The 24,470-nt window shown below is 60.1% G+C and carries 25 protein-coding genes and 1 pseudogene; 17 read left to right on the top strand and 9 right to left on the bottom strand.

The features are described 5' to 3' along the window. Positions 1–2: 2 nt before the first annotated feature. Both LCH64_RS04280 and LCH64_RS04275 read left to right on the top strand, forming a co-directional pair. On the top strand, positions 3–716 hold the full coding sequence (locus LCH64_RS04280) for an HNH endonuclease signature motif containing protein (RefSeq protein ID WP_226499588.1): 714 nt from the start codon (positions 3–5) through the stop codon (positions 714–716). 251 nt (positions 717–967) lie between these two features. Then, a complete protein-coding gene (locus tag LCH64_RS04275; protein ID WP_226499587.1) occupies positions 968–1,951 on the top strand; it encodes a hypothetical protein in 984 nt (327 codons plus the stop codon). A 3-nt stretch (positions 1,952–1,954) separates the two neighbouring features. Here the strand turns inward: LCH64_RS04275 and LCH64_RS04270 are convergent, their stop codons facing one another. Together LCH64_RS04270 and LCH64_RS04265 are read right to left on the bottom strand one after the other, a co-directional pair. Further along, positions 1,955–3,091: a hypothetical protein gene (locus LCH64_RS04270; RefSeq protein WP_226499586.1), complete on the bottom strand. Its 1,137-nt coding sequence runs from the start codon at positions 3,089–3,091 to the stop codon at positions 1,955–1,957. Between the two features lie 63 nt (positions 3,092–3,154). Beyond that, positions 3,155–3,970, bottom strand: a complete 816-nt coding sequence (locus LCH64_RS04265) for a sulfite exporter TauE/SafE family protein (RefSeq protein ID WP_226499585.1) — start codon at positions 3,968–3,970, stop codon at positions 3,155–3,157. A gap of 112 nt (positions 3,971–4,082) precedes the next feature. Here LCH64_RS04265 and LCH64_RS04260 point away from each other — a divergent pair, with 112 nt between their 5' ends. After that, complete coding sequence (locus LCH64_RS04260; RefSeq protein ID WP_226499584.1) at positions 4,083–4,850, top strand: helix-turn-helix transcriptional regulator; 768 nt, start codon at positions 4,083–4,085, stop codon at positions 4,848–4,850. Positions 4,851–4,943: 93 nt separating this feature from the next. Continuing rightward, complete coding sequence (locus LCH64_RS04255) at positions 4,944–5,258, top strand: XRE family transcriptional regulator (RefSeq protein ID WP_123588732.1); 315 nt, start codon at positions 4,944–4,946, stop codon at positions 5,256–5,258. Between the two features lie 59 nt (positions 5,259–5,317). Here the strand turns inward: LCH64_RS04255 and LCH64_RS04250 are convergent, their stop codons facing one another. After that, a complete protein-coding gene (locus LCH64_RS04250; RefSeq protein ID WP_226499583.1) occupies positions 5,318–6,373 on the bottom strand; it encodes an MBL fold metallo-hydrolase in 1,056 nt (351 codons plus the stop codon). A gap of 216 nt (positions 6,374–6,589) precedes the next feature. On the opposite strand from LCH64_RS04250, the gene LCH64_RS04245 reads away from it, so the two are divergent. From LCH64_RS04245 to LCH64_RS04230, 4 genes are all read left to right on the top strand, one after another. After that, positions 6,590–7,198: a TetR/AcrR family transcriptional regulator gene (locus tag LCH64_RS04245; protein ID WP_103520091.1), complete on the top strand. Its 609-nt coding sequence runs from the start codon at positions 6,590–6,592 to the stop codon at positions 7,196–7,198. A gap of 156 nt (positions 7,199–7,354) precedes the next feature. Next, positions 7,355–8,428 carry a diguanylate cyclase gene (locus LCH64_RS04240; RefSeq protein WP_201137090.1) on the top strand — a complete coding sequence of 358 codons (1,074 nt, stop codon included), beginning with the start codon at positions 7,355–7,357 and terminating at the stop codon, positions 8,426–8,428. 184 nt (positions 8,429–8,612) lie between these two features. Then, positions 8,613–9,932, top strand: a complete 1,320-nt coding sequence (locus tag LCH64_RS04235) for a PAS domain-containing methyl-accepting chemotaxis protein (RefSeq protein WP_226499582.1) — start codon at positions 8,613–8,615, stop codon at positions 9,930–9,932. 144 nt (positions 9,933–10,076) lie between these two features. Next, the gene (locus LCH64_RS04230; protein ID WP_103522549.1) at positions 10,077–10,610 is read left to right on the top strand and encodes a DUF1003 domain-containing protein; all 534 of its coding nucleotides are present in this window, start codon (positions 10,077–10,079) and stop codon (positions 10,608–10,610) included. Here LCH64_RS04230 and LCH64_RS04225 read toward each other — a convergent pair whose 3' ends face one another. Continuing rightward, entirely contained in the window at positions 10,611–11,552 is a 942-nt protein-coding gene (locus LCH64_RS04225; protein ID WP_226499732.1) for a LysR family transcriptional regulator, read from the bottom strand. A gap of 43 nt (positions 11,553–11,595) precedes the next feature. Between LCH64_RS04225 and LCH64_RS04220 the strand changes: the two genes are divergently transcribed. Together LCH64_RS04220 and LCH64_RS04215 are read left to right on the top strand one after the other, a co-directional pair. Beyond that, positions 11,596–12,297: a CTP synthase gene (locus tag LCH64_RS04220; protein ID WP_226499581.1), complete on the top strand. Its 702-nt coding sequence runs from the start codon at positions 11,596–11,598 to the stop codon at positions 12,295–12,297. Next, positions 12,294–12,608 carry an antibiotic biosynthesis monooxygenase gene (locus LCH64_RS04215; protein ID WP_226499580.1) on the top strand — a complete coding sequence of 105 codons (315 nt, stop codon included), beginning with the start codon at positions 12,294–12,296 and terminating at the stop codon, positions 12,606–12,608. The genes LCH64_RS04220 and LCH64_RS04215 overlap by 4 nt, the downstream gene beginning before the upstream one ends. 196 nt (positions 12,609–12,804) lie before the next feature. On the opposite strand, the gene LCH64_RS04210 is transcribed toward LCH64_RS04215, so the two are convergent. After that, positions 12,805–13,131, bottom strand: coding sequence for a DUF2025 family protein (locus LCH64_RS04210; protein ID WP_226499579.1), 327 nt, complete (start codon positions 13,129–13,131; stop codon positions 12,805–12,807). A 222-nt stretch (positions 13,132–13,353) separates the two neighbouring features. Here LCH64_RS04210 and LCH64_RS04205 point away from each other — a divergent pair, with 222 nt between their 5' ends. The 4 genes and pseudogenes from LCH64_RS04205 to LCH64_RS28330 all read left to right on the top strand — a co-directional run. Then, a complete protein-coding gene (locus tag LCH64_RS04205; RefSeq protein ID WP_103520152.1) occupies positions 13,354–14,481 on the top strand; it encodes a glycerophosphodiester phosphodiesterase in 1,128 nt (375 codons plus the stop codon). Between the two features lie 138 nt (positions 14,482–14,619). Continuing rightward, positions 14,620–14,925, top strand: coding sequence for a PepSY domain-containing protein (locus LCH64_RS04200; protein WP_226499578.1), 306 nt, complete (start codon positions 14,620–14,622; stop codon positions 14,923–14,925). Between the two features lie 160 nt (positions 14,926–15,085). Then, the gene (locus LCH64_RS04195; protein WP_226499577.1) at positions 15,086–16,261 is read left to right on the top strand and encodes a GAF domain-containing sensor histidine kinase; all 1,176 of its coding nucleotides are present in this window, start codon (positions 15,086–15,088) and stop codon (positions 16,259–16,261) included. Between the two features lie 12 nt (positions 16,262–16,273). Then, positions 16,274–16,366, top strand: a pseudogene (locus LCH64_RS28330) (metal ABC transporter ATP-binding protein); the annotation flags it as partial. Positions 16,367–16,392: 26 nt separating this feature from the next. Here the strand turns inward: LCH64_RS28330 and LCH64_RS04185 are convergent. Together LCH64_RS04185 and LCH64_RS04180 are read right to left on the bottom strand one after the other, a co-directional pair. Then, complete coding sequence (locus LCH64_RS04185) at positions 16,393–16,839, bottom strand: hypothetical protein (RefSeq protein ID WP_226499576.1); 447 nt, start codon at positions 16,837–16,839, stop codon at positions 16,393–16,395. Between the two features lie 110 nt (positions 16,840–16,949). Beyond that, positions 16,950–18,572, bottom strand: a complete 1,623-nt coding sequence (locus LCH64_RS04180; RefSeq protein WP_226499575.1) for a methyl-accepting chemotaxis protein — start codon at positions 18,570–18,572, stop codon at positions 16,950–16,952. A 411-nt stretch (positions 18,573–18,983) separates the two neighbouring features. On the opposite strand from LCH64_RS04180, the gene LCH64_RS04175 reads away from it, so the two are divergent. Next, entirely contained in the window at positions 18,984–20,006 is a 1,023-nt protein-coding gene (locus LCH64_RS04175) for a transporter (protein ID WP_103486050.1), read from the top strand. A 295-nt stretch (positions 20,007–20,301) separates the two neighbouring features. After that, a complete protein-coding gene (locus LCH64_RS04170) occupies positions 20,302–21,915 on the top strand; it encodes an inorganic phosphate transporter (protein ID WP_003227350.1) in 1,614 nt (537 codons plus the stop codon). 123 nt (positions 21,916–22,038) lie between these two features. Here the strand turns inward: LCH64_RS04170 and LCH64_RS04165 are convergent, their stop codons facing one another. Then, a complete protein-coding gene (locus LCH64_RS04165; protein WP_226499574.1) occupies positions 22,039–22,935 on the bottom strand; it encodes a LysR family transcriptional regulator in 897 nt (298 codons plus the stop codon). Between the two features lie 120 nt (positions 22,936–23,055). Here LCH64_RS04165 and LCH64_RS04160 point away from each other — a divergent pair, with 120 nt between their 5' ends. Beyond that, the gene (locus LCH64_RS04160) at positions 23,056–23,811 is read left to right on the top strand and encodes an SDR family oxidoreductase (protein ID WP_201136793.1); all 756 of its coding nucleotides are present in this window, start codon (positions 23,056–23,058) and stop codon (positions 23,809–23,811) included. A 159-nt stretch (positions 23,812–23,970) separates the two neighbouring features. On the opposite strand, the gene LCH64_RS04155 is transcribed toward LCH64_RS04160, so the two are convergent. Then, a complete protein-coding gene (locus LCH64_RS04155; protein WP_201136792.1) occupies positions 23,971–24,402 on the bottom strand; it encodes a multidrug/biocide efflux PACE transporter in 432 nt (143 codons plus the stop codon). Between the last annotated feature and the right edge of the window lie 68 nt (positions 24,403–24,470).

The raw sequence follows: 24,470 nt of genomic DNA, 5'->3' as shown, positions 1-24,470 counted from the left end.
GTATGGTTATGGAAAAAAGTAATAGCGACTGGAGCGACGTAGAGATTCAGGCGGCGGTCGACGCCTATCTACGGATGAGGTCGTGTGAACAGAAAGAGCAGGCATACAACAAGGCACACGAGAATCGCGTGCTTCGCGAGGGCGTACTGGCTGACCGAACCAAGAGCTCTATCGAATTTCGGATGCAGAACATTTCTTCCGTCATGGTCGAGTTGGGCCGTGAACCTATCAAGGGTTACAAACCTGCCAAGAATGTCGGCGCTAATGTCGCGCGTAGTATTCGTACAGCGCTCGATGCTTCTAGCGTTGTTACTCCTGAGGACTCTGATCCCACGGCGGACGAAGAAAAGCTAGAACAGCGTGCGGCCAAATTTGAGCGGCAACCATTCCTGTACGTCCCAAAAGGGATAAAAAATCCTGTTTGGACCGAGTCCACCAGGAAGACTTACTTTCGCGATCCTGAATTGAGGGGCTGGGTTCGTCAGCAGGCCAATGGAAAGTGCGAAGGCTGTGGCGAAGAAGCGCCATTTAAAAAGAATGGGAAACCGTTTCTGGAAGCGCATCACGTTAAACATATGTCGCAAGAGGGTTCTGACCTTCCTTCGAATGTTGTGGCGTTGTGTCCCAACTGTCACCAACGTTGCCACCATTCGGACGACAGAGAGGCTTTCACTGCTTGGCTGTATGACAACGTTGGAAGACTCGAAAAGGAATAATCGCGGTTTATCTGACTACCCGTATTGGCTGATCTTGGGGCTGCTTCGCAGCCCAGCGGGAGCAAGCTCCCTCGCCACAGGGGTGATGTGTGGACCGCAGTGGCGGGGTGAGGATTGAAATCTGGTTGATGCCTGGAATCGCCAGCAGGCTGACTCCTACAGATTCCGCATCATCCTGAAAACAATCAGTGCAACCCGCGCCGCCGCCCGCTATTAATACCCCTCCCCCACTCAAGGATCCGAGCCCCGCCATGAAATTCGATCTCGCCTACTGCCTCAGCCTCGACGACAAGTTGTCGATCTATGACGTTCGCGATCTCAATTTCGATGAGACGGTAGCGTTCGATTCGGCCAAGGAGCATTTCCAGTGCCCCAACGATGCCTGTCGTTTGGCATTTGATACCTCCAACGAGTTGGGCACGTTCAACGCCAAGAACGTGAATTACGTGCGTACACCGCACTTCAAGAATCTGCCCACGACGCAGCATGTGGCGGGTTGTCCGTATGTGAGTTTGAAGGCGTCGGCATCTGGCGTTGAGACGGCGGATGGCGAAACGGATGACGCTCGCGAGGAACATTTCCCATCGGAGTTGTTGCTGACGCGGCGTGAGTATGTGCGCAAGCCTGCTGCGCCTGCGGGGGCGGCGGATGTGTTGCGGGATGATCCGGTGCGGGTGGCGCAGGTGAGTTCCAGGGAGTCGCCGGGGCGTGAGACGGCGCCGGACAAGACCAGTGTGTTTGCGCATCCGGTGGAGTGTTTTGTGTCGAACTTCGCCGACAAGGAGTTGCTCAAGCGCATGCCGTTGAAGATCGGCGAGCACACGGCGCCTTATGGCTCGTTCTTCAAGAAGATCGAGTATCTGACGGACAACAAGGGGCTGATTTACTGGGGCAGGATCAAGGAGATCAAGGATTACACCCAGAGTTTTCGCATCGATTTCGAGCAGAAGGTCTGGTTCAAGCAGGCGGATGAGGCGAAGAAGAAGCCGTATTCGGTGAACGTTTACTTGAGCAAGAAGTTGATCGACAACTACCGCAAGCGCAAGGCGTTTCTGGAGGAGATCAAGCACGCGATCGATAGCGACAAGGAGTTGTTCTGTTTCTTCTATGGCGTGACGCCGGAGTTGAAGCAAGTGCCGAGCAAGAAGAACCCCGAACAGACGTTCGGGGTGTTCAGTGCCAACATCGAGAACCTGGATCACTTTATTGTGCGGGAGGCGCCGGGGTTGGCGTGACGGTTAGCCTTTGGGCAATTGCAGTTTGGCTGCGCCACGGTGCTGGTTGACCAGCGAGTACGGCAGCACTGACCAATCGGGGTTGTCGCAGTTACGTTGGTAACGGGCGAAGTAAGCACCCAGGTAAATCCCCTTCGGCGTGAAGTGCCAGTTGGAATAACCCCAGACACTTTCATCGGAGTAATCGCAACTGCCGTCATCTTCGGCGGGCTTCTTCATCTCTTCGGGATAGAGCGTGGCGAACTGTTTGACCAGCCACGGCGCCATGACTTTCATCTGATCGTATTCGGTGGCCGCGCTATTCGGTTCACCAATCCACAGTACATCTTTGAGTTTCAACAATTCGCCGGTGTGGACGTCGAGGTTGATTGGCGAACTGCCGAAATCCGGGTGGGCACCGCCGCAGCTGTAACCGGTGGAGATGTCCAGGCTGACCACGTCGGGCGAGAAAAACTCCGGGGCAGCACCTTGATCGAACTCGGCGTATTCCCCGCCATCCATCATGCAACGGTGATAGTCGATGACTTCAGTCCAGAGCCGTCCGAGCAAGTGGTTATTGATCCGCTGCTGCTCTTCTTTCGTATAGCCGGACTCGACACTGAACAACGATATCTTCGACTCAGGCTCCGTCCACCATTGCAGGTCGTAGCCCATGAAGTTTTCTTTCTTCTCCGGTTTGAGTTTGAGTCCCTGCAAGCGCAAATACTCGTAGGGATCGCTCTTCGGCAAAGTGGCAATAAAGGGCAGCGTAGTTGCGCTCGGCGCAGGAAGTTTGGCTTCGGTCAGTTGCACCGGCAGCTTCTTGCCCTTGGGGTTTTGCCATTCGCCCTGCCAGCCATTGGCGGTGGATTTCAACTTCAGGGTTGGCAGCGGTTTGTCGTCGCCATAGCGGTTGTTGCCTTCAACCAAGTTCAACGTGCTGTCCTGCAGCGAGCCGCTGAGTTCCAGGTCGCGGTGATACTTCTCATAGAAGTAGCGGCCGGTGACTTCGTCCTGCTGCGTGGTGTTGAGCTCCACCACAATCGGCATCTTGCCCAGCGTACCGGTGAACACGCGCCGGCCATCTTCGGCATGGGCGGTGGAAATCAGTGTGAACAGCGCCGCAGCGTATGGCGCCAGGCGCAGCAGTCCCTTGAGCATGGATCGATCCCTGAATGAATGAGGCTGCGAAGTATGCAGAGGATGCGCGGAGGAATCGAGGCTCTACTTGAGCAGCATGCCCAGCATCACGACGATTAACAGACCGATATACACCCAAGCATGCAGCCGATCCGGTATCCGCCCGATCCACGGCGTGGCCAAGCGAATCCCGACCAACGACCCCGCCGTCAGCACCGCAAACGCCAGCAAGTCCACATACCCGACAAACCATGCGCCCAGATCCGTCTCGCTGAAACCGGCCAGTGCCATGTAGGTCAGCGTCCCGGCCACTGCCACCGGCACGCTCAACGGGTTCGCCATGGACGTGGCCTGGGACATGCTCAGTCCGCAGCGGCGCAGGAGCGGCACGGTCATGACGCTTCCTCCTACACCGAGGAACGTGGCGATGGCGCCGATGCCTGCACCGCCGGCGGACATTTCTGTTCTGCGGAGTCGGCGTGGGATGACGCCTTCGCTGCGGGTGAGGAAGCCGCGTCTGAGCAGGCAGTCGATGATGGTCACGCCGAGGTAGGCGATGAAGGCGTAGCGAATGATTTCGCCGCTGGCCCACACCGCGGCTATCGCGCCGATGATCGCGCCGAGGGCGATGAAACCGCCGAGCGGCCACAGGTATTGGCGGATCAGGTTGCCGGCCCGGCGGTGTTTGTCGGTGGCGATCAGTGCGTTGACGATCATCACGCAGGTCGAAGTGGCGACGGCGATGTGCATGGCCGATTGGCCGATGGGGTCGTCGGTGCCGTGGCTGGCGCTGAGCATGCGATAGAGCAACGGCACAACGACGAAGCCGCCGCCGAAGCCGAACAGGACGGCGGTGATGCCGGTCAGGCAGCCGAAGAGAGTCAGCAGGAGGTAGAACATGGCGCGTCTTCCGGTGGTGGCGAGCGGTCGACGATAGAACGACGCGGCTTGGCCTGCTTCAGCAACTCAGCCAATAATGTTTGCGTTTACGCCAACTACCGGAAAACGCTCGATGCGCAATGTTTCGATCAATCAGCTGGATGACACGCCACGCCCGGTGGTGGCGATCGGTACGGATTATTCCCACGGCCATCTGTTGCCATTTCATACGCATCGACGGGCGCAATTGTTGTACGGCGCGACCGGGGTCATGCAGGTTCGCACCCATGACGGCAACTGGGTGGTGCCGCCGCAACGGGCAGTGTGGATTCCGCCGGGAGTGGCGCATGAGGTGCTGATGCTCGGCGTGAGTACGCGCAGTTTGTACATCGAGCCGGGGGCGGTGGACTTGGGTGGGCGCTGCCAGGTGATCAGCGTTTCGCCGTTGATGCGGCACTTGTTGATGGAAGCCGTGGAAGTGCCGCTGACTTATGACCTCGAAGGACGCGACGGGGTATTGATCGACCTGCTGCTGCATGAACTGGCGCGCAGTGCGCCCCTGCCCTTGCACATTCCGCTGCCGACTGACGGAAAGCTCCTGGCTTTGTGTCAGACCTTTCTGCTTCAGCCGAACGCCCATCAGTCGCCGCAATACTGGGCCGAGCAGTTGCACATAAGCTTGCGCACCTTCAACAGACTGTTTCGGCAGCAGACCGGGTTGAGCTTCAGCCAATGGCGGCAACAGGCCTGCGTGGTGCTGGCGCTGGCGCGGTTGGCCGCCGGTGAGGCGGTGACGCGGATCGCTCTGGATTTCGGTTATGAGAGCCCGGCGGCATTCTCGACGATGTTCCGGCGCATCCTCGGACAGGCACCGTCCGTCTGGTTGGAGGCGGCGAACTAGGGCAAATCAAAAAATGCGTTTGATCCCGGCCGAAAACAACTGTACAAAAACACAGTACATTTTCAATCAGCACTCTTGAGCCCGGAGCACACCATGGCCTCTCTTGCGATGAACCACATCCTCGAACGCATTGCCCTTTTCCAGTTCACCCCGACGCACTGCGTCCAGGCCCGAGCGATGCTGGGCTGGAGCGTGGAACAGCTGTCGCGCGAGGCGCAGGTTGCGGTGGACGATATTCAGCGGTTTGAAGCGCAGCAGGACGTGGCGGATGCGGCGCGGCTGGCGTTGGCTTACCGGTTTGAGGCGCAGGGGCTGGTGTTTTTTCCGGGGTTTGCGCCGGGTCGCAGTGCGAGTATGGGCGCGCCATCGGAAGCAGTGGGGCGTGGGGATTATGCGATGGCTGAATGAACATTTGTGGTGAGGGGATTTACCCCCTCACCACCAAACATCAGCATCACTAATGGGGGTCACGCGTTCTGAACCACGCCCTCACTCTCCCCTTCAACCGCCAACCACCACGCACTCCCGCGCTGCGGCTGCATCAGGTTGAACGCCTCGCCCATTTGCGGCGTGGTGATCGCAACACTGCGTTCCCAGGCCAGTGACAGGATGCGATCAAACGGTTCGTGCCAGGCGTGCATCGCCAAGTCGAAGGTGCCGTTGTGGATCGGAAACAGCCAACGGCCCTTGAGGTCGATGTGCGCTTGCAGGGTTTCTTCGGGTTGCATATGCACGTGCGGCCATTCGACGTTGTAGGCGCCGGTTTCCATCAGGGTCAGGTCGAACGGGCCGTACTGTTCGCCGATGCGTTTGAAACCGTCGAAGTAGCCGCTGTCGCCGCTGAAGAAGATCCGCGTGTCGCCGTCGATCATCACCCATGAGGCCCAGAGGGTGCTGTTGCCGTCGAACAGGCCACGGCCGGAGAAGTGCTGCGACGGGGTGGCGACGAAGCGGATGCCGGCAATTTCAGTGCCCTGCCACCAGTCGTATTGACGGACTTTGCTGGCGTCGATGCCCCACTTGATCAGGGTATCGCCGACGCCCAGCGGGGTCAGGAAGTAATTGGTTTTAGCCGCCAGTTTCAGTACCGCCTGATAATCGAGGTGGTCGTAGTGGTTGTGCGACAGGATCACCGCTTCGATCGGCGGCAACTGGTCGATGCTGATCGGCGGCTGGTGAAAGCGTTTCGGGCCGGCCCATTGCACTGGCGAGGCGCGCTCGGCGAAGACCGGATCGGTGATCCAGAATTTGTCGCGCAGCTTCAGCAGCAAGGTCGAGTGTCCGAGGCGATAGACGCTGTGGTTGGGGGCTGCCAGCAAGTCTTCACGCGTCAGCGCATGCACCGGGATCGCAGCGGCGGGACGGGTATTGTGTGGCTTGTGAAAGATCATGTTCCACATGATCCGCAGCATCTTGCGCAGGCCTTCGCGTTGTACCGGCGCATGGTTACGGAACAGTCCTTGATCCTGGCGAGAGGCTTCAGGCGTGGAAGTTTGATCCGCAGGGAAATCTGGATTGGCCATGACTGAGAGACTCCAGAAAAACCGCGCAATTCACGGTTTTTCACGGTGGGACGATAAATGGCCAAGGCACGCACGCATCAGCCGAACTGTCTGGTTTTTAGGTTGCGCGGATTAACGCAACATTACACTGGGCGGTGTAGTTTCTAGGTTGCATCAAACCGGATGACAAGTAAACTGCCAAGTGTAATTCCCCCCCTTCTCTGCCGAAGCGTACTTATGACAGCTCCAAAGCGCCTCACCGACCGCAAACGCGAAGCCATCATTCAGGCGGCGATTGCCGAATTCCGTGCCAACGGGTTCGAGATCACCAGCATGGACAAGATCGCGGCCACCGCCGGGGTGTCGAAGCGCACGGTGTACAACCATTTCCCGAGCAAAGAAGAACTGTTCGCCGAAATTCTCAACCAGCTCTGGGCACGCATCACTGCCGAACAGGCCGTGACCTATCGCCCGGATCAGCCGCTGCGCGAGCAACTGCAGCAGATGTTGTTGGCTAAACTGCAGATGATGGCCGATGACAATTTTCTCGGTCTGGCGCGGGTGGCGATTGCCGCCACCATCCATTCTCCGGAGCGCGCGCAGGATATGGTGGCGCGCATGGGCGAGCGGGAAGAAGGCTTGACGGTGTGGATTCGCGCCGCTCAGGCGGATGGTCGGCTCAAAGCCGTTGATCCGGAGTTCGCCGCGCAGCAGGTGCAGGGGCTGTTGAAGTCGTTTGGTTTCTGGCCGCAGATTTCCATGGGCCAGGCGCCGCTGGATGCGGCAACACAACAAGCCGTGGCCGAGTCGGCAATGGAGATGTTTCTGGCGCGCTACCATCTCTAGACCGCCCCTCTCCTGCGGACACCGCGATTAAATGGCTCGGAAGGACACTGATTATTCCCGCTGGAATAAATGACAATGTCCGACATTTGACCGACGAACGGTCAGCCTGAAAAAGACACTGCAAAGTATTTCAGGATGAATCTGGCGCAGGACATCATGGAAAACCAACGCGGCAAAGGCTTGTCATTCGCCAGACGCATCTATCTGCCCAGGGCCATCGGTCTGGGCGTCGGCTTTTTCAGCGTCGCGGCAGCACTGTATCCGCTGCACATGCCGGCCTGGCTATGGGCGCTGCTGGTGTTCAACGGTTTTATCTGGCCGCATCTGGCCTTTCAGGTTTCGACCCGCTCGAACTTTCCCTACCACGCCGAACGTCGCAATCTGTTGTACGACTCGTTGTGCGGCGGCTTCTGGACCGCGTGTTTTCAGTTCAACCCGCTGACCACCGTGACCATCCTGTCGATGATGACCATGAACAATGTCGCCGCCGGGGGCCGACGCCTGTTCGTATTCGGTGCACTCGCCCAGTTCGCCGGGGTGCTGCTGGGCTGGGCAATTTTCGGTTTCAAGTTCAGCCTGACCATGACGCAGATCCAGGTCTGGGCCTGCCTGCCGATGCTCACCCTTTATCCATTGGCACTGGGCATGGTGTCTTATCAACTGGCGATCAAACTCGCCCAGCACAAACGAGCGTTGAGCGCCCTGAGCCGCACCGACAGCCTCACCGGGCTGCTCAATCACGGCGCCTGGAAAGATCTGCTGCACAGCAAATTCGAGCGCTGCCAGCAGCAGCACGTCCCGGACATTCTGGCGCTGATCGACATCGATCACTTCAAGACCATCAACGATAACTACGGGCACATCATTGGTGACGCCGTGCTGCGCCATCTGGCCCGTGAACTCAAACTGTTGGCCGAAGGTGAACCGGCGGGCCGGTATGGCGGCGACGAGTTCTGCGTGATCCTGCCCGACCAACCACTGCTCAAGGCCGAGGCGCGGATGGAACAATTGCGCCAGGCCTTGCACCAGTACCGTCATCCCGATGTGCCGGAATTGCGGGTCAGCCTGAGTATCGGCCTGGCGCGCTTTCAGCCTTCCTACACCGATGCGATTGCCTGGCTGGATGACGCCGACAAGGCGCTGTACACCGCCAAACACACGGGGCGCAACACGATCAGCGTGGCGCTGGGTCGTCCGAGCTCAAACGACGCCAGCCAATTCAGCCTTTGAAAAAGCTCTACACATGTTGGCGCGCACTTTCTTGTACAAGACTAATTAGTTTGTATAAGATTGGCGCGTCAGCCTGGATGCTGGCACTTTGCAGTTAATGGCAAATGTTCATCCGGCATTTGCTCTGCCAGCGCGGAAACAGGGACACAAACCTCGTCTTTCCCTACTTCCAGGTACTGCTCACATGTTTTTCAATCGCCATCAGTCCGCTCTCAACGACCTTCAACACACCATCACCGAACAGAATGGCCTGCTCGAAGCCATCAACCGCTCCATGGCGGTGATCGAGTTCGACCTCGATGGCGTGGTGTTGAAGGCCAATGACAACTTCCTCAAAACCATGGGCTACCACGCCGAACAGGTGATCGGCCAGCCTCATCGCTTGTTCTGCACCCCGGAGTTTGGCCGTAGCGCGCAATACACCGAATTGTGGTCTCGCCTGAAAAACGGCCAGTTCCAGTCCGGTACCTTCGAGCGCGTGGACAGCAAGGGGCAGCCGATCTGGCTCGAAGCCAACTACAACCCGATCAAGGATGCGTCGGGGCGCGTGGTCAAAGTGGTCAAGTTCGCCATGAACGTGACGACCAAGGTGCAGCAGGAAAGCGAGGCCAACGCCAAGCTTCAGGCAATCGACCGGGCGATGGCGGTGATCGAATTCAACCTCGACGGCAGTATTCTCACAGCGAACCAGAATTTTCTGACGCGCATGGGTTACACACTCGCCGAACTCAAGGGTAAACATCACCGCTTGTTCTGCCGACCGGAGCTGGTCAACAGCAGCGCTTACGAGGATTTCTGGCGGCGGCTGAACCAGGGTGAGTTGTTTCAGGGTCAGTTCGAGCGCGTCGACAAGCGCGGGCAGACAGTGTGGCTCGAGGCCAACTACAACCCGGTGTACGACGCCTCCGGGCGCCTGTGCAAAGTGGTGAAATTCGCCACGGACGTCACCACCCGCGTCGAGCAACATGAGCAGGATGCCCGCAGCGCCAGCGCGGCTTATCACATCTCCGTGGAAACCCGGAAAGTCGCCGAGCAAGGCACCCAGGTGATCCAGCAAGCGGCCAGTGAAATGCGGGAGATCGCTGACGACATCGCGCAGTCGTCGACCTTGATCGCGCAACTCGGCGAACGTTCGGAGCAGATCACGGCGATCGTCAACACGATCCGCGCGATTGCCGACCAGACCAACCTGCTGGCGCTCAATGCCGCCATTGAAGCGGCGCGCGCCGGGGATCAGGGCCGCGGCTTTGCGGTGGTGGCGGATGAGGTGCGGCAACTGGCGGCGCGCACCAGCGGCTCGACGGCGGAGATTTCCAACATGATCGGTTTGATCCAGAGCGAAACCCGCCAGGCGATCAAAAGCATGGAAGGCACCCGAGGGCGGGCAGCACAAGGCGTTGAACTGGCGGATCAGGCCGGCAGCGTGATTCTGCAGATTCGCGATGGCGCCAGTGAAGCGGTGCAGGCGGTGAGCATGTTTGCCAATGAGCGGGCGCCGGGCTGAGAGACCGCGTCGCGGCCTTCGCGAGCAGGCTCGCTCCCACATTGGAATGCGTTCCCCTGTAGGAGCGAGCCTGCTCGCGAAAGGGCCATAAGCCTCGATGCAGGACTATAGTGACCTTCAGTCCCAAGTCCTGCCGAGCCCATCATGACCACAGAAAAACCTGACACGCCCGCCGCTGCCCCAGTCGATCACCTGCGTTTCCACCGCACTCACGCCCACTTGAACACCACTTTCGGCAACGACAAGTTCGCCCTGCGCGCCGAGGCGTTCGCGCGATTTTTCGGCACGCCGACGTTTCTGGGCGCGCAAACCCTGATCGTGCTGTTATGGGTTGCACTCAACGTGACGGGCGTCACCACCTTCGACGTTTACCCGTTTATTCTTCTGAACCTCGCGTTCAGCCTGCAATCGGCTTATGCCGCACCGTTGATTCTGCTGGCACAAACCCGTCAGGCCGCGCGCGACAAAGCGCAAGCGGATGCCGATGCACAGCACCGCGAAGCGCTGGCGGAGGCCAACACCGAACGTCAGGCGCAGGCGGCGAAGACCACTGCGCAACTGCTCGAGTTGTTGGAGCAGAACACCCAGCTCACCAAAATGACCAAAAGCCTGACCGAACGCATTGAGGGTTTGACCCGCGAGTTGCACGAACACATTTGCCAGACTCGCCAGCCCTGATCACGCCAGTCGCAGCGCCCGCCCGAGTTCATCGAACAGCGTGACCACCGAGCGCAACGCCCGGCAGTCCGGGCGGGTCAGCAACCACAGCGCGGTGTCATAACCGTGCAGCGGTTCGCTCAAGGCCTGTAAACCCTCGGTCATCAGAAAGTCCGGCAACGCCGCCACGCCCAGCCCGGCACGCACCAGTTCAGTGACCGAAAGCATGCTGTTGCAGCGATAACTCGGGGTCACGCCGGGCAACTGTTGGCGCCGCCAGGCGACGGTCGGGTGATCGGGCAAAAACTCGTCCGGAGCAATCCAGGTCAGCGCCGCCAGATCCGTCGCATCGACGTTTTGCAGGTAGCGCGCACTGGCGCAGACCCGGTAGGAAACCTTCGCCAATTGCCGTCCGACCAGGTGCTCCGGCGGCGTACGCGTCAGGCGCAGGGCGATGTCGGCATCGCGGCGGCTGAGGTTGGCGAAATCGTTGGTGGTGCTCAGCTCGATGGTCAGCGCCGGATAGTTCGGCATGAACTGCGCCAACGCCGGTAGCAGCAGACCTTGCAGCACCGAATCGGTACAGGTCAGGCGCACCGTGCCGCTGACCACTTCGCCGCCCTGCTCCACGCCGATTCGCGCCGCTTCCAGTGCCTGCTCGGCGCGTTCGGCCTGCTCGGCCAAAGTCTGCGCGAGGGTGGTTGGCAGGTAACCGGCGCGGCTCTTTTCGAACAATTGCTGACCCAGCGCTGACTCCAGACGACGCACCGCGCGAAACACCGTCGACACATCGACCCTGAGCAACTGCGACGCCCGGGCCAGAGAGCCGCCACGCACCAAAGCGAGGATCAGCGCCAGATCCGGATAGTCGAGCCGATAGTGCGTCGCTGCATTGATCACTTGGGGAAACGCCAATATTGAGTGCGTGAACGCCAATCTATAGTGAGCCCCGGTGATCGACAACTGCACACAGAGATTCATCACTCACTCAAATCAAGGAAATCCCATGGACGCTATTTCCATCGCCCTGATCGGCGATCACGATCCCCAAGTCACCGCCCACCAGGCGATCCCCGTTGCCCTCGGCCTGATCGCCGAGCAGAGCGGCTGCGATGTGCAATTCGAATGGCTGCCCACCGAGCAGATCCACGCCGATACTCCGCTGCAAAACTTCGACGGTTTCTGGTGCGTCCCGGCCAGTCCCTACAAGAGTGAAGCTGGCGCACTCAGGGCCATCCGTTTTGCCCGCGAACAACAGCGTCCTTTCCTCGGCACCTGCGGCGGTTTTCAGCATGCGGTGCTGGAATTTTCCCGCAACGTGCTGGGCTGGGCCGATGCCGAGCATGGTGAAACGTCGCCGGACTCGCAGCGAGCGGTGCTCACGCCGCTTACCTGCTCATTGGTGGAGGCAGTGGACAGCATTCATCTGGTCGCCGGCTCGTTGATTGCCAAGGCGTACGAAACGTCGGAGATTCATGAAGGCTATCGCTGCCGATTCGGGGTGAATCCGCAGTTCGAACGAGAATTGCTGACTCATCAGTTACACGCCGTGGGGCACGATTCGGCGGGCGACTTGCGGGCGATCGAATTGAAAGACCATGTGTTTTTTATCGCCACGCTGTTCCAGCCGGAACGCGCCGCGCTCAAGGGCCAGATCCCGCCGCTGGTGCGGGCGTTCGTCGAAGCGTGCGTGGCGCAGCGCCCATGAAGCCGGACCAAACCTGTTTCGCCGTGATTTTCACCTCGACCCGCACCGAGGGTGACAACGGTTACACCGCGGCCTCCGAGCGCATGATGGAACTGGTCAGCGAGCAACCGGGGTTTCTCGGCATTGATTCGATTCGCGGGGAAGACGGGGTCGGAATCACCATTTCGTACTGGCAAAGCGAGGCGGCGATTCTGGCCTGGCGCGAGCATCCCGAGCACCGGGTGATTCAGGCGCGTGGGCGGGCAGAGTGGTATTCCAAGTTTCAGACGCGGGTGTGTCGGGTGGAGCGGGAATACCGGTTTGGGCAGTGACGATGGCGGCGTGCTGACTGGCCTCTTCGCGAGCAAGCCCGCTCCCACAGGTACAGCGTTTGGGCTTTGAATTTGGTTGTGTTCTCACTGGCCTCATCGCTGGCAAGCCAGCTCCCACAGGAATTTGTGAACGCCACAGATCCAATGTGGGAGCGGGCTTGCTCGCGAAGAGGCCGCAACAGCCACTACAAAAACTTCAGCCTTTCACCAGACTGCGCGCCGCCACAATCTCCGGCACCTCAACCTTGCTCATGTACACCCGCAACGGCTCGGTGATGTTGATCCGGTCATCAATGTTCTGATCCAGCAACAACTGGATCAGCTCACGCTTCAGGGTCATGGTCGTATCCGAAACCCGCGCCCAGACAAATTCGCTGGTGGGAATGATGCCGTCATCGGCCACGTCCATGCCGAACGAGTCTTCGCTGAAACGCACGATGTACTGGCCGGTCTTGCGGTTAAGGCCGACAAAGCCCTTGAGGTCATCGGCGGCCTGGCAGATGAGTTGGGAAGTGATGCGCATGGTAAACCTCACGAAAAATCATCGATGGTTTACACGCAGGGCAACAGACTCGGCCCGCCCTCTGCCGGGGCGTCTGCCGAGGGCAAGCGTACTGCAAACCGCGCCACAAAAGTGCAGGAAAAATCGCTTTTAATACGTTTATGTCGGTCTGGCGATAGCACGCAATCGATTCAGTTGTTAAAAGGTACGTCTTTGAAAATGCCCTGCGAAAGGAACTCGAACATGCCCGCCACTTTCACCAAAAGCGCTCTCATGCTGAGCCTGATGCTCGGTTTCGGCCAGGCCCACGCCGCCGCCCAGACCAACATCGACGCGCTGGCCGCCGCCCATGGCATCCCGCATCCAGCCGTGATCGCCCACCGTGGCGCATCCTTCGATGCACCGGAGTCCACCGCGGCGTCCTACAAACTGGCCCGCGACCTCGGCGCCGATTACCTGGAAATGGACCTGCAACGCAGCAAGGACGGCGTGTTGTTCGCGCTGCACGACAACAACCTGCAACGCACTACTGATGTCGCCAGCAAGTTCCCTGAGCGCAAAGACAGCCCGGCCAATGCCTTCACCATGGCCGAACTGAAAACCCTCGACGCCGGCAGCTGGTACAACAAGGCCTACCCGGATCGCGCGCGTCCGACCTACGCCGGCCTGAAGATCCTCACCCTCGACGAAATCATCGACATCGCCCAGGCCAACCCGCAGCACAAGCCGGGCCTGTACATCGAAACCAAGGAGCCGCAGCTGTTTCCCGGCATCGAGCATGACCTGAAAGAGAAGCTGCAGGATCGCGGCTGGCTGAGCCCGGCCGGTTCGAAACTGGCCAAGAGCGAACTCGGCGTCGGCCAGGGCAAAGGCAAGGTGATCCTGCAGACCTTCGAGAAAAACAGCCTCGAACTGCTGCAAAAGGAAATGCCGCAAGTGCCGAAAATCCTCCTGCTGTGGGTTGGCGAAGGCAGCATCGAGCCGAAGTCGAAAGTGACCTTTGCCGAGTCCGGCGAGAAGGACAAGAACGTGTTCTACGGCAAGCAAGAGCCGAAGTCCGAAGCCGAATTCAAACAATGGGTGGATTTCGCCAAGTCGCAGGGCGCCATCGGCACCGGCCCTTCGGCCAAGCTGACCAAGGGCGGCGACCAGAGCTATTCGGATCTGGTGCAACCGTGGATGAACCAATACACCCACGATCAGGGCATGCTAGTGCACGTCTACACCGTCGATGAGCCGGTGGACTTCGAGAAAGTCATGGCGGCGGGTGTCGACGGCATCTTCACCAACCGCGCCAGCGAACTGTTGAAGTTTTACAAACGTCCGGCGGCGGCCAGTGTTGATCAGGTGTTGAAGAACAACGGGTTCTGATCGGAAAACCGGGTTGTCCGCATCGCGAGCAGGCTCACTCCGACAAGAGCCTCGCACGCGATCTGCGGTTTTAAGGGTGAATTAAGTTGCGGTGGTTAACCTGAGCCCACTTCAACGAACAACCCAAGGAATGACCCGATGAAAACTTTGACTGCCCTGTTCACTGTCGCCGCTCTGACCCTGACCGCTGGCCTGGCCCAGGCTGATGTGCGCGTCGACCAGATCCCGCAACTGGTGAAGGACGGCAAGATCAAGTCGCTGGAGTCGATGAACGCCGAAGCGCTGAAACTGCACCCGGGTGCGACCATCACTGACACCGACCTGGATAACCACTTCAACGGTTACGAATACGAAGTCGAGCTGAAAACCGCCGATGGCAAAGAGTTTGACGTCGACTTCGATGCCACCACCGGCAAAGTGCTGAGCAACAAACTAGACACCTGATACACCGTCACCCGAAAGCCGCACGATCACCGATCGTGCGGCTTTTTTGCGTCCGTTTGCCGGCAAATCACGCGGATGCAGCCTGAAGGGATGCCAAAACCGCCATCAGATCGCTAGTATGGCCCCCAATCAATCAACCAATGCAGCCGGGAACGATGGCATGGGGCAGAGCAAAGCAGCAGACATCGCCACCATCGGGCGCATTAGCGCGGTGCCGGCCATCCTTCAGGTGATCCGCGAACTGACCGGGATGCGTTTTGCCGCCGTGGCGCGGGTCACCGAGGACTCGTGGACCACGTGTGCGGTGCTCGATCAACTGGAATTCGGCCTGCAAGTCGGCGGCGAACTGGATGTGGTCACCACCCTGTGCCACGAGATCCGCCAGTCACATGTCTCGGTGGTGATCGACAAGGCCAGCGAAGACCCGCTTTACCGTGATCACCACACCCCGCGCCTGTACAAATTCGAGAGCTATATTTCGGTGCCGGTGTTCCGCACTGACGGACGGTTCTTCGGCACCATTTGCGCCCTCGATCCGATCCCGGCGCAGCTCAGGTCCAGTACCATCCAGAGCACCATGGAGTCTTTCGCGCGGATGCTCGCGTTGCAGATCGAAGCGGAAGAAAACGCGCAACGCACCGAAACAGAGCTGTTGCAGGAGCGCGAAACCGCCGAGCTGCGAGAACAGTTCATCGCCGTGCTCGGCCATGACTTGCGCAACCCGTTGTTCGCCATCAGCGCCGGCGCCGAAATGCTCCTGCGCAAACATCCGGAACCGGCCATCGAGGTGCGGGTGCGTAATATCCTTGGCAGCGCGCAACGGGCGACGCGGCTGGTGGATGACGTACTCGACTTTGCTCGCGGGCGATTGGGCAAAGGCATTCCGGTGGATATCCAGCCCTGCACGGACCTGACCGAAGCGGTGCAGCAGGTGGTTACCGAGATCCGCAACGTGCATCCCGGACGTACGATCAGTGCGTCCATTGGCGACTTGCAGGGTGTGCACTGCGACCGAGGACGGATTGCCCAGCTGCTGTCGAATCTGCTGGCCAATGCCGTGGCCCATGGCGACCCGACCGGGGATATCGAAGTCATCGCTCAGGTCGAGCAAGGTGCGTTGATGCTGGCGGTGAAAAATCAGGGGCATATTCCCGATGCGGTCCTGCCGCACCTGTTCCAGCCTTACTCGCGCCCGACCGGCAGCGCGCCCCAGGCCGGGCTCGGTCTGGGTCTGTACATCGCCAGCCAGATCGCCCAGTCCCACGGCGGGCGCTTGCATGTCGCGTCCACCGCCCAAAGCGGCACGCTGTTCACCTTCAGCCTGCCCACCACCTGAAACACACCACAGATCCCTGTGGGAGCGGGCTTGCTCGCGAAGGCGTCGTGTCAGTCAATATTTTCAGTGACTGATACACCGCATTCGCGAGCAAGCCCGCTCCCACATTGGACTTTCAGTGCCTTTGGGAATCAGGCCGAAGTGCTGACCAGCGAACCCGAGCTGCTCGACCCGGAATCCTGCAACGCCTGCAACAACGCCGCCGTCGCGGTCTGCAACGAAGCCGAGGTGCTGGAGATTTGCGACTCGGCGGAGGCCACGTCGGCAGCCTTGGCGTCAGCGTCTTCCTGCTTGGCCTGAGCCGCTTGCAGCGCCTGCTGCTGTTCCTGCAATTGCTTTTGCAGCTCGGCGATCTGCTTGCGCAGTTCTTTCACCGAATCCGACTCACCGCTGCTGTCGGAACTGCTGTCGCCCGCCGGAGCCGCGCCACCGCCGTCCGCCACTTTGCTGGTATCGGCGCTGACGCCCGCGCTGCTGGTTGCACTGGTTGAGGTGTCGTCACTGGCGTCGCTGATCCTGGTTTTGCTGGTGGCGGTGGTGACGGTCTGATTGATTGAAATAGAGGTGATGCTGACCATGGGATGGCTCCAATGCCGGTTATAGATAACCGGCCATCGGCGGCAGTCGCACGGATTTGAGATCGACTGTGTACCGACTCGGTAACCGAACCGGTACACGTCGGCTGACGTCAGGCGCTCAGGCGCGCGGTGACTTCATTGAGTTGCCCGGACAGGCCATGCAGGTTCTGGCTGGCGCTTTCGGTGCGCTGCACGCTGTTGAGGTTGGTGCTGGCGATCGAGGTGATCTCGGTCAGGTTGCGCGAGATGTCTTCGGCCACCGAGGTTTGCTCTTCGGCAGCAGTGGCGATCTGGCGGTTCATGTCGCGGATCGCTTCCACGGCGTGGGTGATGCGTTCCAGCATGGCGCCGGCCTGGGTCACTTGCTCGACACTTTCGTCGCTGCGCGTCTGACCGCTTTCGATCGCTTGCGCCGCGTCCACGGCACCGGTCTGCACGTTCTGAATGATCTGGTTGATCTCGATGATCGACTCCGCCGTACGCTGCGCCAGGTTGCGCACCTCGTCGGCGACCACCGCAAAACCACGCCCGGCCTCGCCGGCCCGTGCCGCTTCAATCGCCGCGTTGAGCGCCAGCAGGTTGGTCTGTTCGGCGATGCCGCGGATCACTTCCAGCACCTTGCCGATGCGCCCGCTGTCGGCTTCCAGACGACGGATCACCTCTGCGGTGTTGGCGATTTCGCCACGCATCCGGGTGATGCTGTGGATAGTGCTCTGCATGACCTTTTCACCCTGCTGGGCAGACTGGTCGGCATCGTCGGCAGCCCGCGCCGCATCGGCGGCATGCCGGGCGACTTCCTGGGCGGTGGCGGACATTTCGTTCATTGCCGTGGCCACCTGATCGGTGCGGTTGAACTGCTCGTTGGTACCGCCGGCCATGGTTGTAGCGATGGCGTTCAGCTCGCCGCTGGCGCTGTCCAGATCACTGGCGCTGCGTTGCAGTTGGGTGAAGGTTTCGGCGAGAAAATCACGCAGGGTATTCGCCGCAGCGGCAAGGTTGCCCAACTCGTCCTGACGGTCGTTGGCGACGCGCTCGGCGAGGCGCCCACGGCTCAATTGGGTGACGTAATCGATCAGCTTGCGGATCGGGTCGATCAGGTTGCGGTTGACCAGCCACAGGCTCAGCAAACCGATCAGCAGACCGGAACCGAGCATCACCAGAATCCCCAGCAACACCGTACGGTCGGCGCTTTCGCTGATGCTGGCCGACAACACATCACCCTGTTTGCGCAGCTCGGCCACCAGTTCGCTCATCTGATCGCTGGTGGCGCGGTCCACGCCTTTGACGGCGCTGTCGCCGGCCGTTGGATCGGCACCGGCAGCGACGTAGGCATCGCGGCCTTTCTGGTAGGCGCTGCCGAGTTGGCGGTGCTCTTCACGCAGACGTTCGATGCGGGTTTTCAGCGTCGGCTCCAGGCCTTTCTGGCCGGCCAGTTCACCGAGAATGTTCTGCACATCGCGCTGACGATCTTCGAACTGGCCCCAGTACTTGGCCAGGTCCGCCGGTTGCTTGCCGCGCAGCAAGACGTTTTTCCACTCCTGCACCTGCACCTTGAATTGCAGGTTGGCCTCGTCGATCAGTTGCGAGGTGTGCAACGGGCCGGCGATCAACTGGCTGTAGTTCTGCACGCCGTTGGACAGGAAGTGAAAGCAGGCCAGTGCGATCAACAGCATCGCCAGCAGGCTGCCGCTCAGCAGGGCGAGAATTTGTGCTCTCAGGGATTTTTGCAGCATCGCGAGATACTCAGGACAGGGATGAGGCACGCCCGGTAAGGCGTGGAATTTTGCCGGACATCCGTGTCGGCGAGCCTTGGCTCATGGCCAAGCGCGCGCAACGTAACCTAAGCGTGATCGGCGTACCAGAGCGCTTCTTGAAGAAAATCCGACCATTGGTAGGTGAATTAAGAGACTGTGATCGACCATGGCACAGGGTGGGAGCGGGCTTGCTCGCGAAAGCGGCGTGTCATCCACATCATCACTCAATGATCATCCGCATTCGGGAGCAAGCCCCCTCCCACAGGATTGCCGGTAATGATCACGATCACTGTCATTTTGCAGTCACACAAGTGTCATGTGTGATTGCGATGATGCGGCTCAGTGAACCTGCCATTCCGCGACCGACACCCCTCCTCGCAGCGAGCCTCCATGAATCACAGCCTCGATATCAGTCATCGCGATCCTGATTTGTTCGGTTTGCTTTACGGCTTCCGTTTTCGTCCCGGTGAACGTGGCCGCGAAGTTGATTCGGCAACTGCCCTGCGTTGTCTGCAAGACGACAGCGACAGTGATGAATTCCTCTGGCTGCACCTGAACCTGGCGCACGCGGCGTGCGAACGCTGGATGAAAAGTCATCTGCAATTGCCCGAAGAATTTTTCGAGGCGCTGCACGAAGGTTCGCGTTCGACGCGTATCGAGCACGTTGACTCGGCGTTATTGGCAGTGGTCAACGACGTGGTGTTCAACCTCAGCAGCATGGTTTCCTCGGACGTGTCGACGCTGTGGGTTTGCGTGCGCAGCAAACTGATCGTCAGCGCACGCCTGCAACCGCTGCACTCGGTGGACAAATTGCGTTCGTCGGTGAAGGCCGGCGAATGCTTTCGCTCGCCGTCGGAACTGCTGGTGCACTTGCTGCGCGATCAGGGCGAAGTGCTGACGCAGATCGTGCGCAAGACCAGCATGAGCGTCGATCAGGTCGAGGACGAATTGCTCTCCTCACGCCTGTCGACCAACCGCGCCGAACTCGGCGCCAACCGCCGGGTGCTGGTACGCCTGCAACGCCTGTTGGCGCTGGAGCCGGGTTCGCTGCTGCGCCTGCTCAACCGTCCGCCGCCGTGGCTGCAGAAGGAGGACGTCAAGGAACTGCGAAAGTCCACCGAGGAGTTCGCGCTGATCATCAACGACCTCACCGCCCTCGGCGAGCGGATCAAACTGCTCCAGGAAGAAATCGCCGCCAACCTCAACGAACAGAGCAACCGCACCCTGTTCACCCTGACCGTGGTCACGGTGCTGGCGCTGCCGATCAACATCATCGCCGGTTTCTTCGGCATGAACGTGGGGGGCGTGCCGCTGGCGGGTGATCCGGAGGGGTTCTGGATTCTGGTGGCGCTGGTGGTGACGTTTACCGCGATTGCCGGGCGTTGGGCGTTTCGCAAACGTGGGGATTACTGACCCCCTAACCTGATGTTCAGCACAGATCCCTGTGGGAGGGGGCTTGCTCCCGAAGGCGTCAGGTCAGCCAAATTGATGTCGGATCTGCCGGCCTCTTCGTGAGCAAGCCCACTCCCACCCTGGATAGCGACCAGCCCGAATATTTCATCCAAAGCCCCCTCCCACACTGGACCTTCATTCTTCTTTAGATCAGCGGTAGGGCTAATAAAGCAAACACTGACCTGCCGCAGTCTCTCTGTAATATTTAGCAACGATCATGACCGACATTCCTTCCCTCGCTCAGGATTGTCCGCTCATGGCTACTCCCTCCCTGACCGCCCGCCAGGCGTCTGCCCCCAGCGGCAGGCCAGCCCTCGACAAGAAAACCGGCCCGTTCACCTACGTGATCTTTTTCGCGGTGCTCGCGATGGGGATGCTGTTCACCGCTTACAGCCTGATGCACGACATGCATGAGCTGGGTACCACCGTCACCACCTGGACCCCGTTTCTGCTGCTCGGCGTGGCGCTGCTGATTGCGCTGGGCTTTGAGTTCGTCAACGGTTTCCACGACACCGCCAACGCGGTCGCGACAGTGATTTACACCCACTCGCTGCCGCCGAATGTGGCGGTGGTCTGGTCGGGATTCTTCAATTTCCTCGGGGTGCTGTTGTCCAGCGGCGCCGTGGCGTTCGGCATCATCGCCCTGCTGCCGGTGGAGCTGATTCTGCAGGTCGGTTCGTCCGCCGGTTTCGCGATGATCTTCGCCCTGTTGATCGCGGCGATCCTGTGGAACCTCGGCACCTGGTGGCTGGGCCTGCCGGCCTCCTCTTCCCACACACTGATCGGCTCGATCATCGGCGTCGGCGTCGCCAATGCCTTGATGCACGGACGCGATGGCACCAGTGGCGTGGACTGGGCGCAGGCGACCAAGATCGGTTACGCCCTGCTGCTGTCGCCACTGGTGGGCTTCGGCTGCGCGGCGCTGTTGCTGCTGGCCATGCGCGCCTTCATCAAGAATCGCGCGCTGTACAAGGCACCGGAAGGCAACAACCCGCCACCGTGGTGGATTCGCGGTTTGCTGATCGCCACCTGCACCGGCGTGTCGTTCGCCCACGGCTCCAACGACGGGCAGAAAGGCATGGGCCTGATCATGCTGATTCTGGTCGGCACCTTGCCAATGGCCTACGCCTTGAACCGCACCATGCCAGCCGATCAGGCGTTGCAGTTCGCTGCCGTCGCCGAAGTCACCCAGCAAGCGCTGGTGAAAAACACCCCGCTGCCAGCCCCGGTGGATCCGCGCCCGGTGCTGTCCGATTACGTGCGCAGCAAGCAAGCCACCCCGCAACTGATCCCCGCCCTCGCCGCCCTCACCGGGCACATTGGCGAAGAGGTCAAAGGCTATGGTTCGCTGTCGAAAGTCCCGGCCGAAGCCATGGGCAACGTGCGTAATGACATGTACCTGGCCAGCGAAAGCATTCGCCTGATGGACAAGAATAAAGTCGGCAACTTCGACGCCGACACCACTGACAAACTGCAGCTGTTCAAGCAGCAGATCGACAACGCCACGCGCTTCATTCCGTTGTGGGTGAAGATCGCCGTGGCCATCGCCCTGGGCCTCGGCACCATGGTCGGCTGGAAACGCATTGTGGTGACAGTCGGCGAGAAGATCGGCAAGACCCACCTGACTTATGCCCAAGGCGCCTCGGCGGAAACCGTGGCGATGCTGACCATCGGCGCGGCGGACATGTTCGGTTTGCCGGTGTCGACCACCCACGTGTTGTCATCGGGTGTGGCCGGGACCATGGTTGCCAATGGCGGCGGGCTGCAGATGAAGACCATCCGCAACCTGCTGATGGCGTGGGTGCTGACCTTGCCGGCGGCGATTCTGCTGTCGGGCAGCCTGTACTGGCTGTTCACCCAGATTTTCTGATCGACTTAGATCCCTGTGGGAGCGGGCTTGCTCGCGAAGGCGTCAGGTCAGGCAACATCGATGCTGAATGGGCCGGCCTCTTCGTGAGCAAGCCCACTCCCACAGTTTGATTTGTGTCAGGCATTAGAGCGTCGAACGAATCACCTCCCCCAACCAATCCATGAACACCCGCACCCGCAGCGGCAAGTGCCGTTGCCGCGCATACAGGATAGAAATGCCCATCGCCGGCGCCATGAACTGCGGCAGTACAGTCAGCAGTTCACCATTGTCCAGATGCGGCTGCATGCCGGTGCGCGGCACCTGGATCAGGCCGAAACCGCCGAGGCACGCCGACTCATAGGCATCGGTGCTGTTGACCGTAACACTGCCAGCCATCGGCAGGCGCCGCACCTGACCGTCCTGTTCATACACAAAGCCTTCGGAACGCGACCCGAGCACGCCGACGTAATGCACCAGCCGATGCTGCGCCAGATCCTCCAGGGTCTGCGGTACGCCATAGCGTTCGAGGTAAGCGGGGCTGGCGCAGTTGATCATCGGAAAGTCGCCCAGATGCCGCGCCACCACCGATTGATCCGGCTGCGCGCCGATGCGCACCACGCAATCGAAACCCTCGCTGAGCAGATCGACGCGACGGTCGGTACTGCTGATTTCCAATTCCAGATTCGGGTGGCGCGCCATCAACTCAGGCAGCAGCGGCATGATCAAGCGACGCGCGAGGATGTTCGGCATATCGACACGAATCCGCCCGCTCAGCGACGCCGGATCCTGACGAAACAGACCTTCGATCTCGTCCATGTGCGACAGCAGATCCTTGCTGCGTTCGTACAGCACCAGGCCGTCCTGAGTCGCCTGCACTTTGCGCGTGGTGCGTTGCAGCAAGCGTGTGCCGAGCAGGGTTTCCAGCGCCTGCACATGCTCCGACACCGTCGAGCGCGGCAGCCCGAGACTCTCGCCGGCCAAGGTGAAACTCGACAGTTCGCTGACCCGGACGAAGGTGCGCAGCAGTTCCAGTTTGTTCATCAGGACACCCGTTGATTGTTCGGCGGAGTCGATCAGTGATTCCGGTTTCAGTCTGTTTATCACCCAATGCCGGATAAATAAACTTTGCTCATCACCACTCACCGCAATCGAGGATTTCACATGAGCCGCAAAATCGCATTGATCACCGGCGCCAGCCGAGGCCTGGGCAAGAACGCCGCACTGCACCTCGCCGCGCAGGGCGTGGACATCATCGGCACCTACAACAGCCGCGCCGATGAAGCCCAGGCACTGGTCGCAGAACTGGAACAACGCGGCGCCAAAGCCGTGATGCTGCAACTGGACGTTGGCCGCAGCGAAACCTTTGCCGATTTCGCCTCGCGGGTTGCGCAAGCGCTGCAGCAACTGGAGCGTCCGCGCTTCGACTTCCTGATCAACAACGCCGGGATCGGTGTCCACGCGCTGTTCGCCGAGACCACCCCGGAACAGTTCGACCTGCTGATGAACATCCAGCTCAAAGGGCCGTTCTTCCTGACCCAGCAACTGTTGCCGCTGATCAATGACGGCGGCCGGATCATCAACATCTCCAGCGGCCTGACCCGCTTCAGCCTGCCGGGTTATGCCGCCTACGCGGCGATGAAAGGCGCGATGGAAGTGCTGACCCGCTATCAGGCCAAGGAGCTGGGCGCGCGGCAGATCGGCGTGAACATTCTGGCGCCGGGCGCCATCGAGACCGATTTTGGTGGCGGCGCGGTGCGCGACAACGCGGCGTTGAACGCGATGGTCGCGAGCAACACCGCACTGGGTCGCGCCGGGCAGCCAGATGACATTGGTGGTGCGTTGTCGATGTTGCTGGCGCCGGGCGCGCAGTGGATCAACGGGCAGCGGGTCGAGGCATCGGGCGGGATGTTCCTCTGAACCCAAACATTGTGGCGAGGGAGCTTGCTCCCGCTGGGGTGCGAAGCGCCCCCCAAAACCGGCCAATGCGGTCTGACAGACAGACCGCGTTTATCGGGTTTACGACTGCTGCGCAGCCGAGCGGGAGCAAGCTCCCTCGCCACAGGTTGTGTTTCAGACTTAAGCAGCACGGGCCATCAATAACCGCTCGCGCACCACGTCATACCCCCAGTGATACACATAGGTGTACGGCAGGAAAAACAGCAGCACGCCAATGTCCAGCAAGAACGCCTGCCACAGGCTGACCGACAGCCACCAGGCAATCAGCGGCACGCCCATCACGATCAACCCGCCTTCAAACAACAGCGCGTGGACCACCCGCGTCCAGGCGTTGTGCGCGACGTTCAGGCGCTTGAGCATGCGGTCGAAAAAACCGTTGAACAGCACGTTCCACGCCAGCGCCAGCAGAGCAATCAGCACGGTTACGGCGCCCATGTCCAACAGCGGCTTGTCCATGATCCACGCCAGCAACGGCGTACAGATCAGGATCGCCAGAAACTCGAAACCGATGGCCTGAAAGATACGTTCAACAATGGATTTGTTAGCCGTCATGGCCTGACTCCTTGAGTGAAGAGAGTTGCCATGATCGGCTATCACACCGATACTTCATAACCAATAAC

It is taken from the genome of Pseudomonas sp. MWU16-30322 (assembly GCF_020515535.1).
Lineage (GTDB): Bacteria > Pseudomonadota > Gammaproteobacteria > Pseudomonadales > Pseudomonadaceae > Aquipseudomonas > Aquipseudomonas fluorescens_H.
Note: the sequence above shows the minus strand (reverse complement) of the source record. Positions and strands in the feature narration are given on the sequence as shown.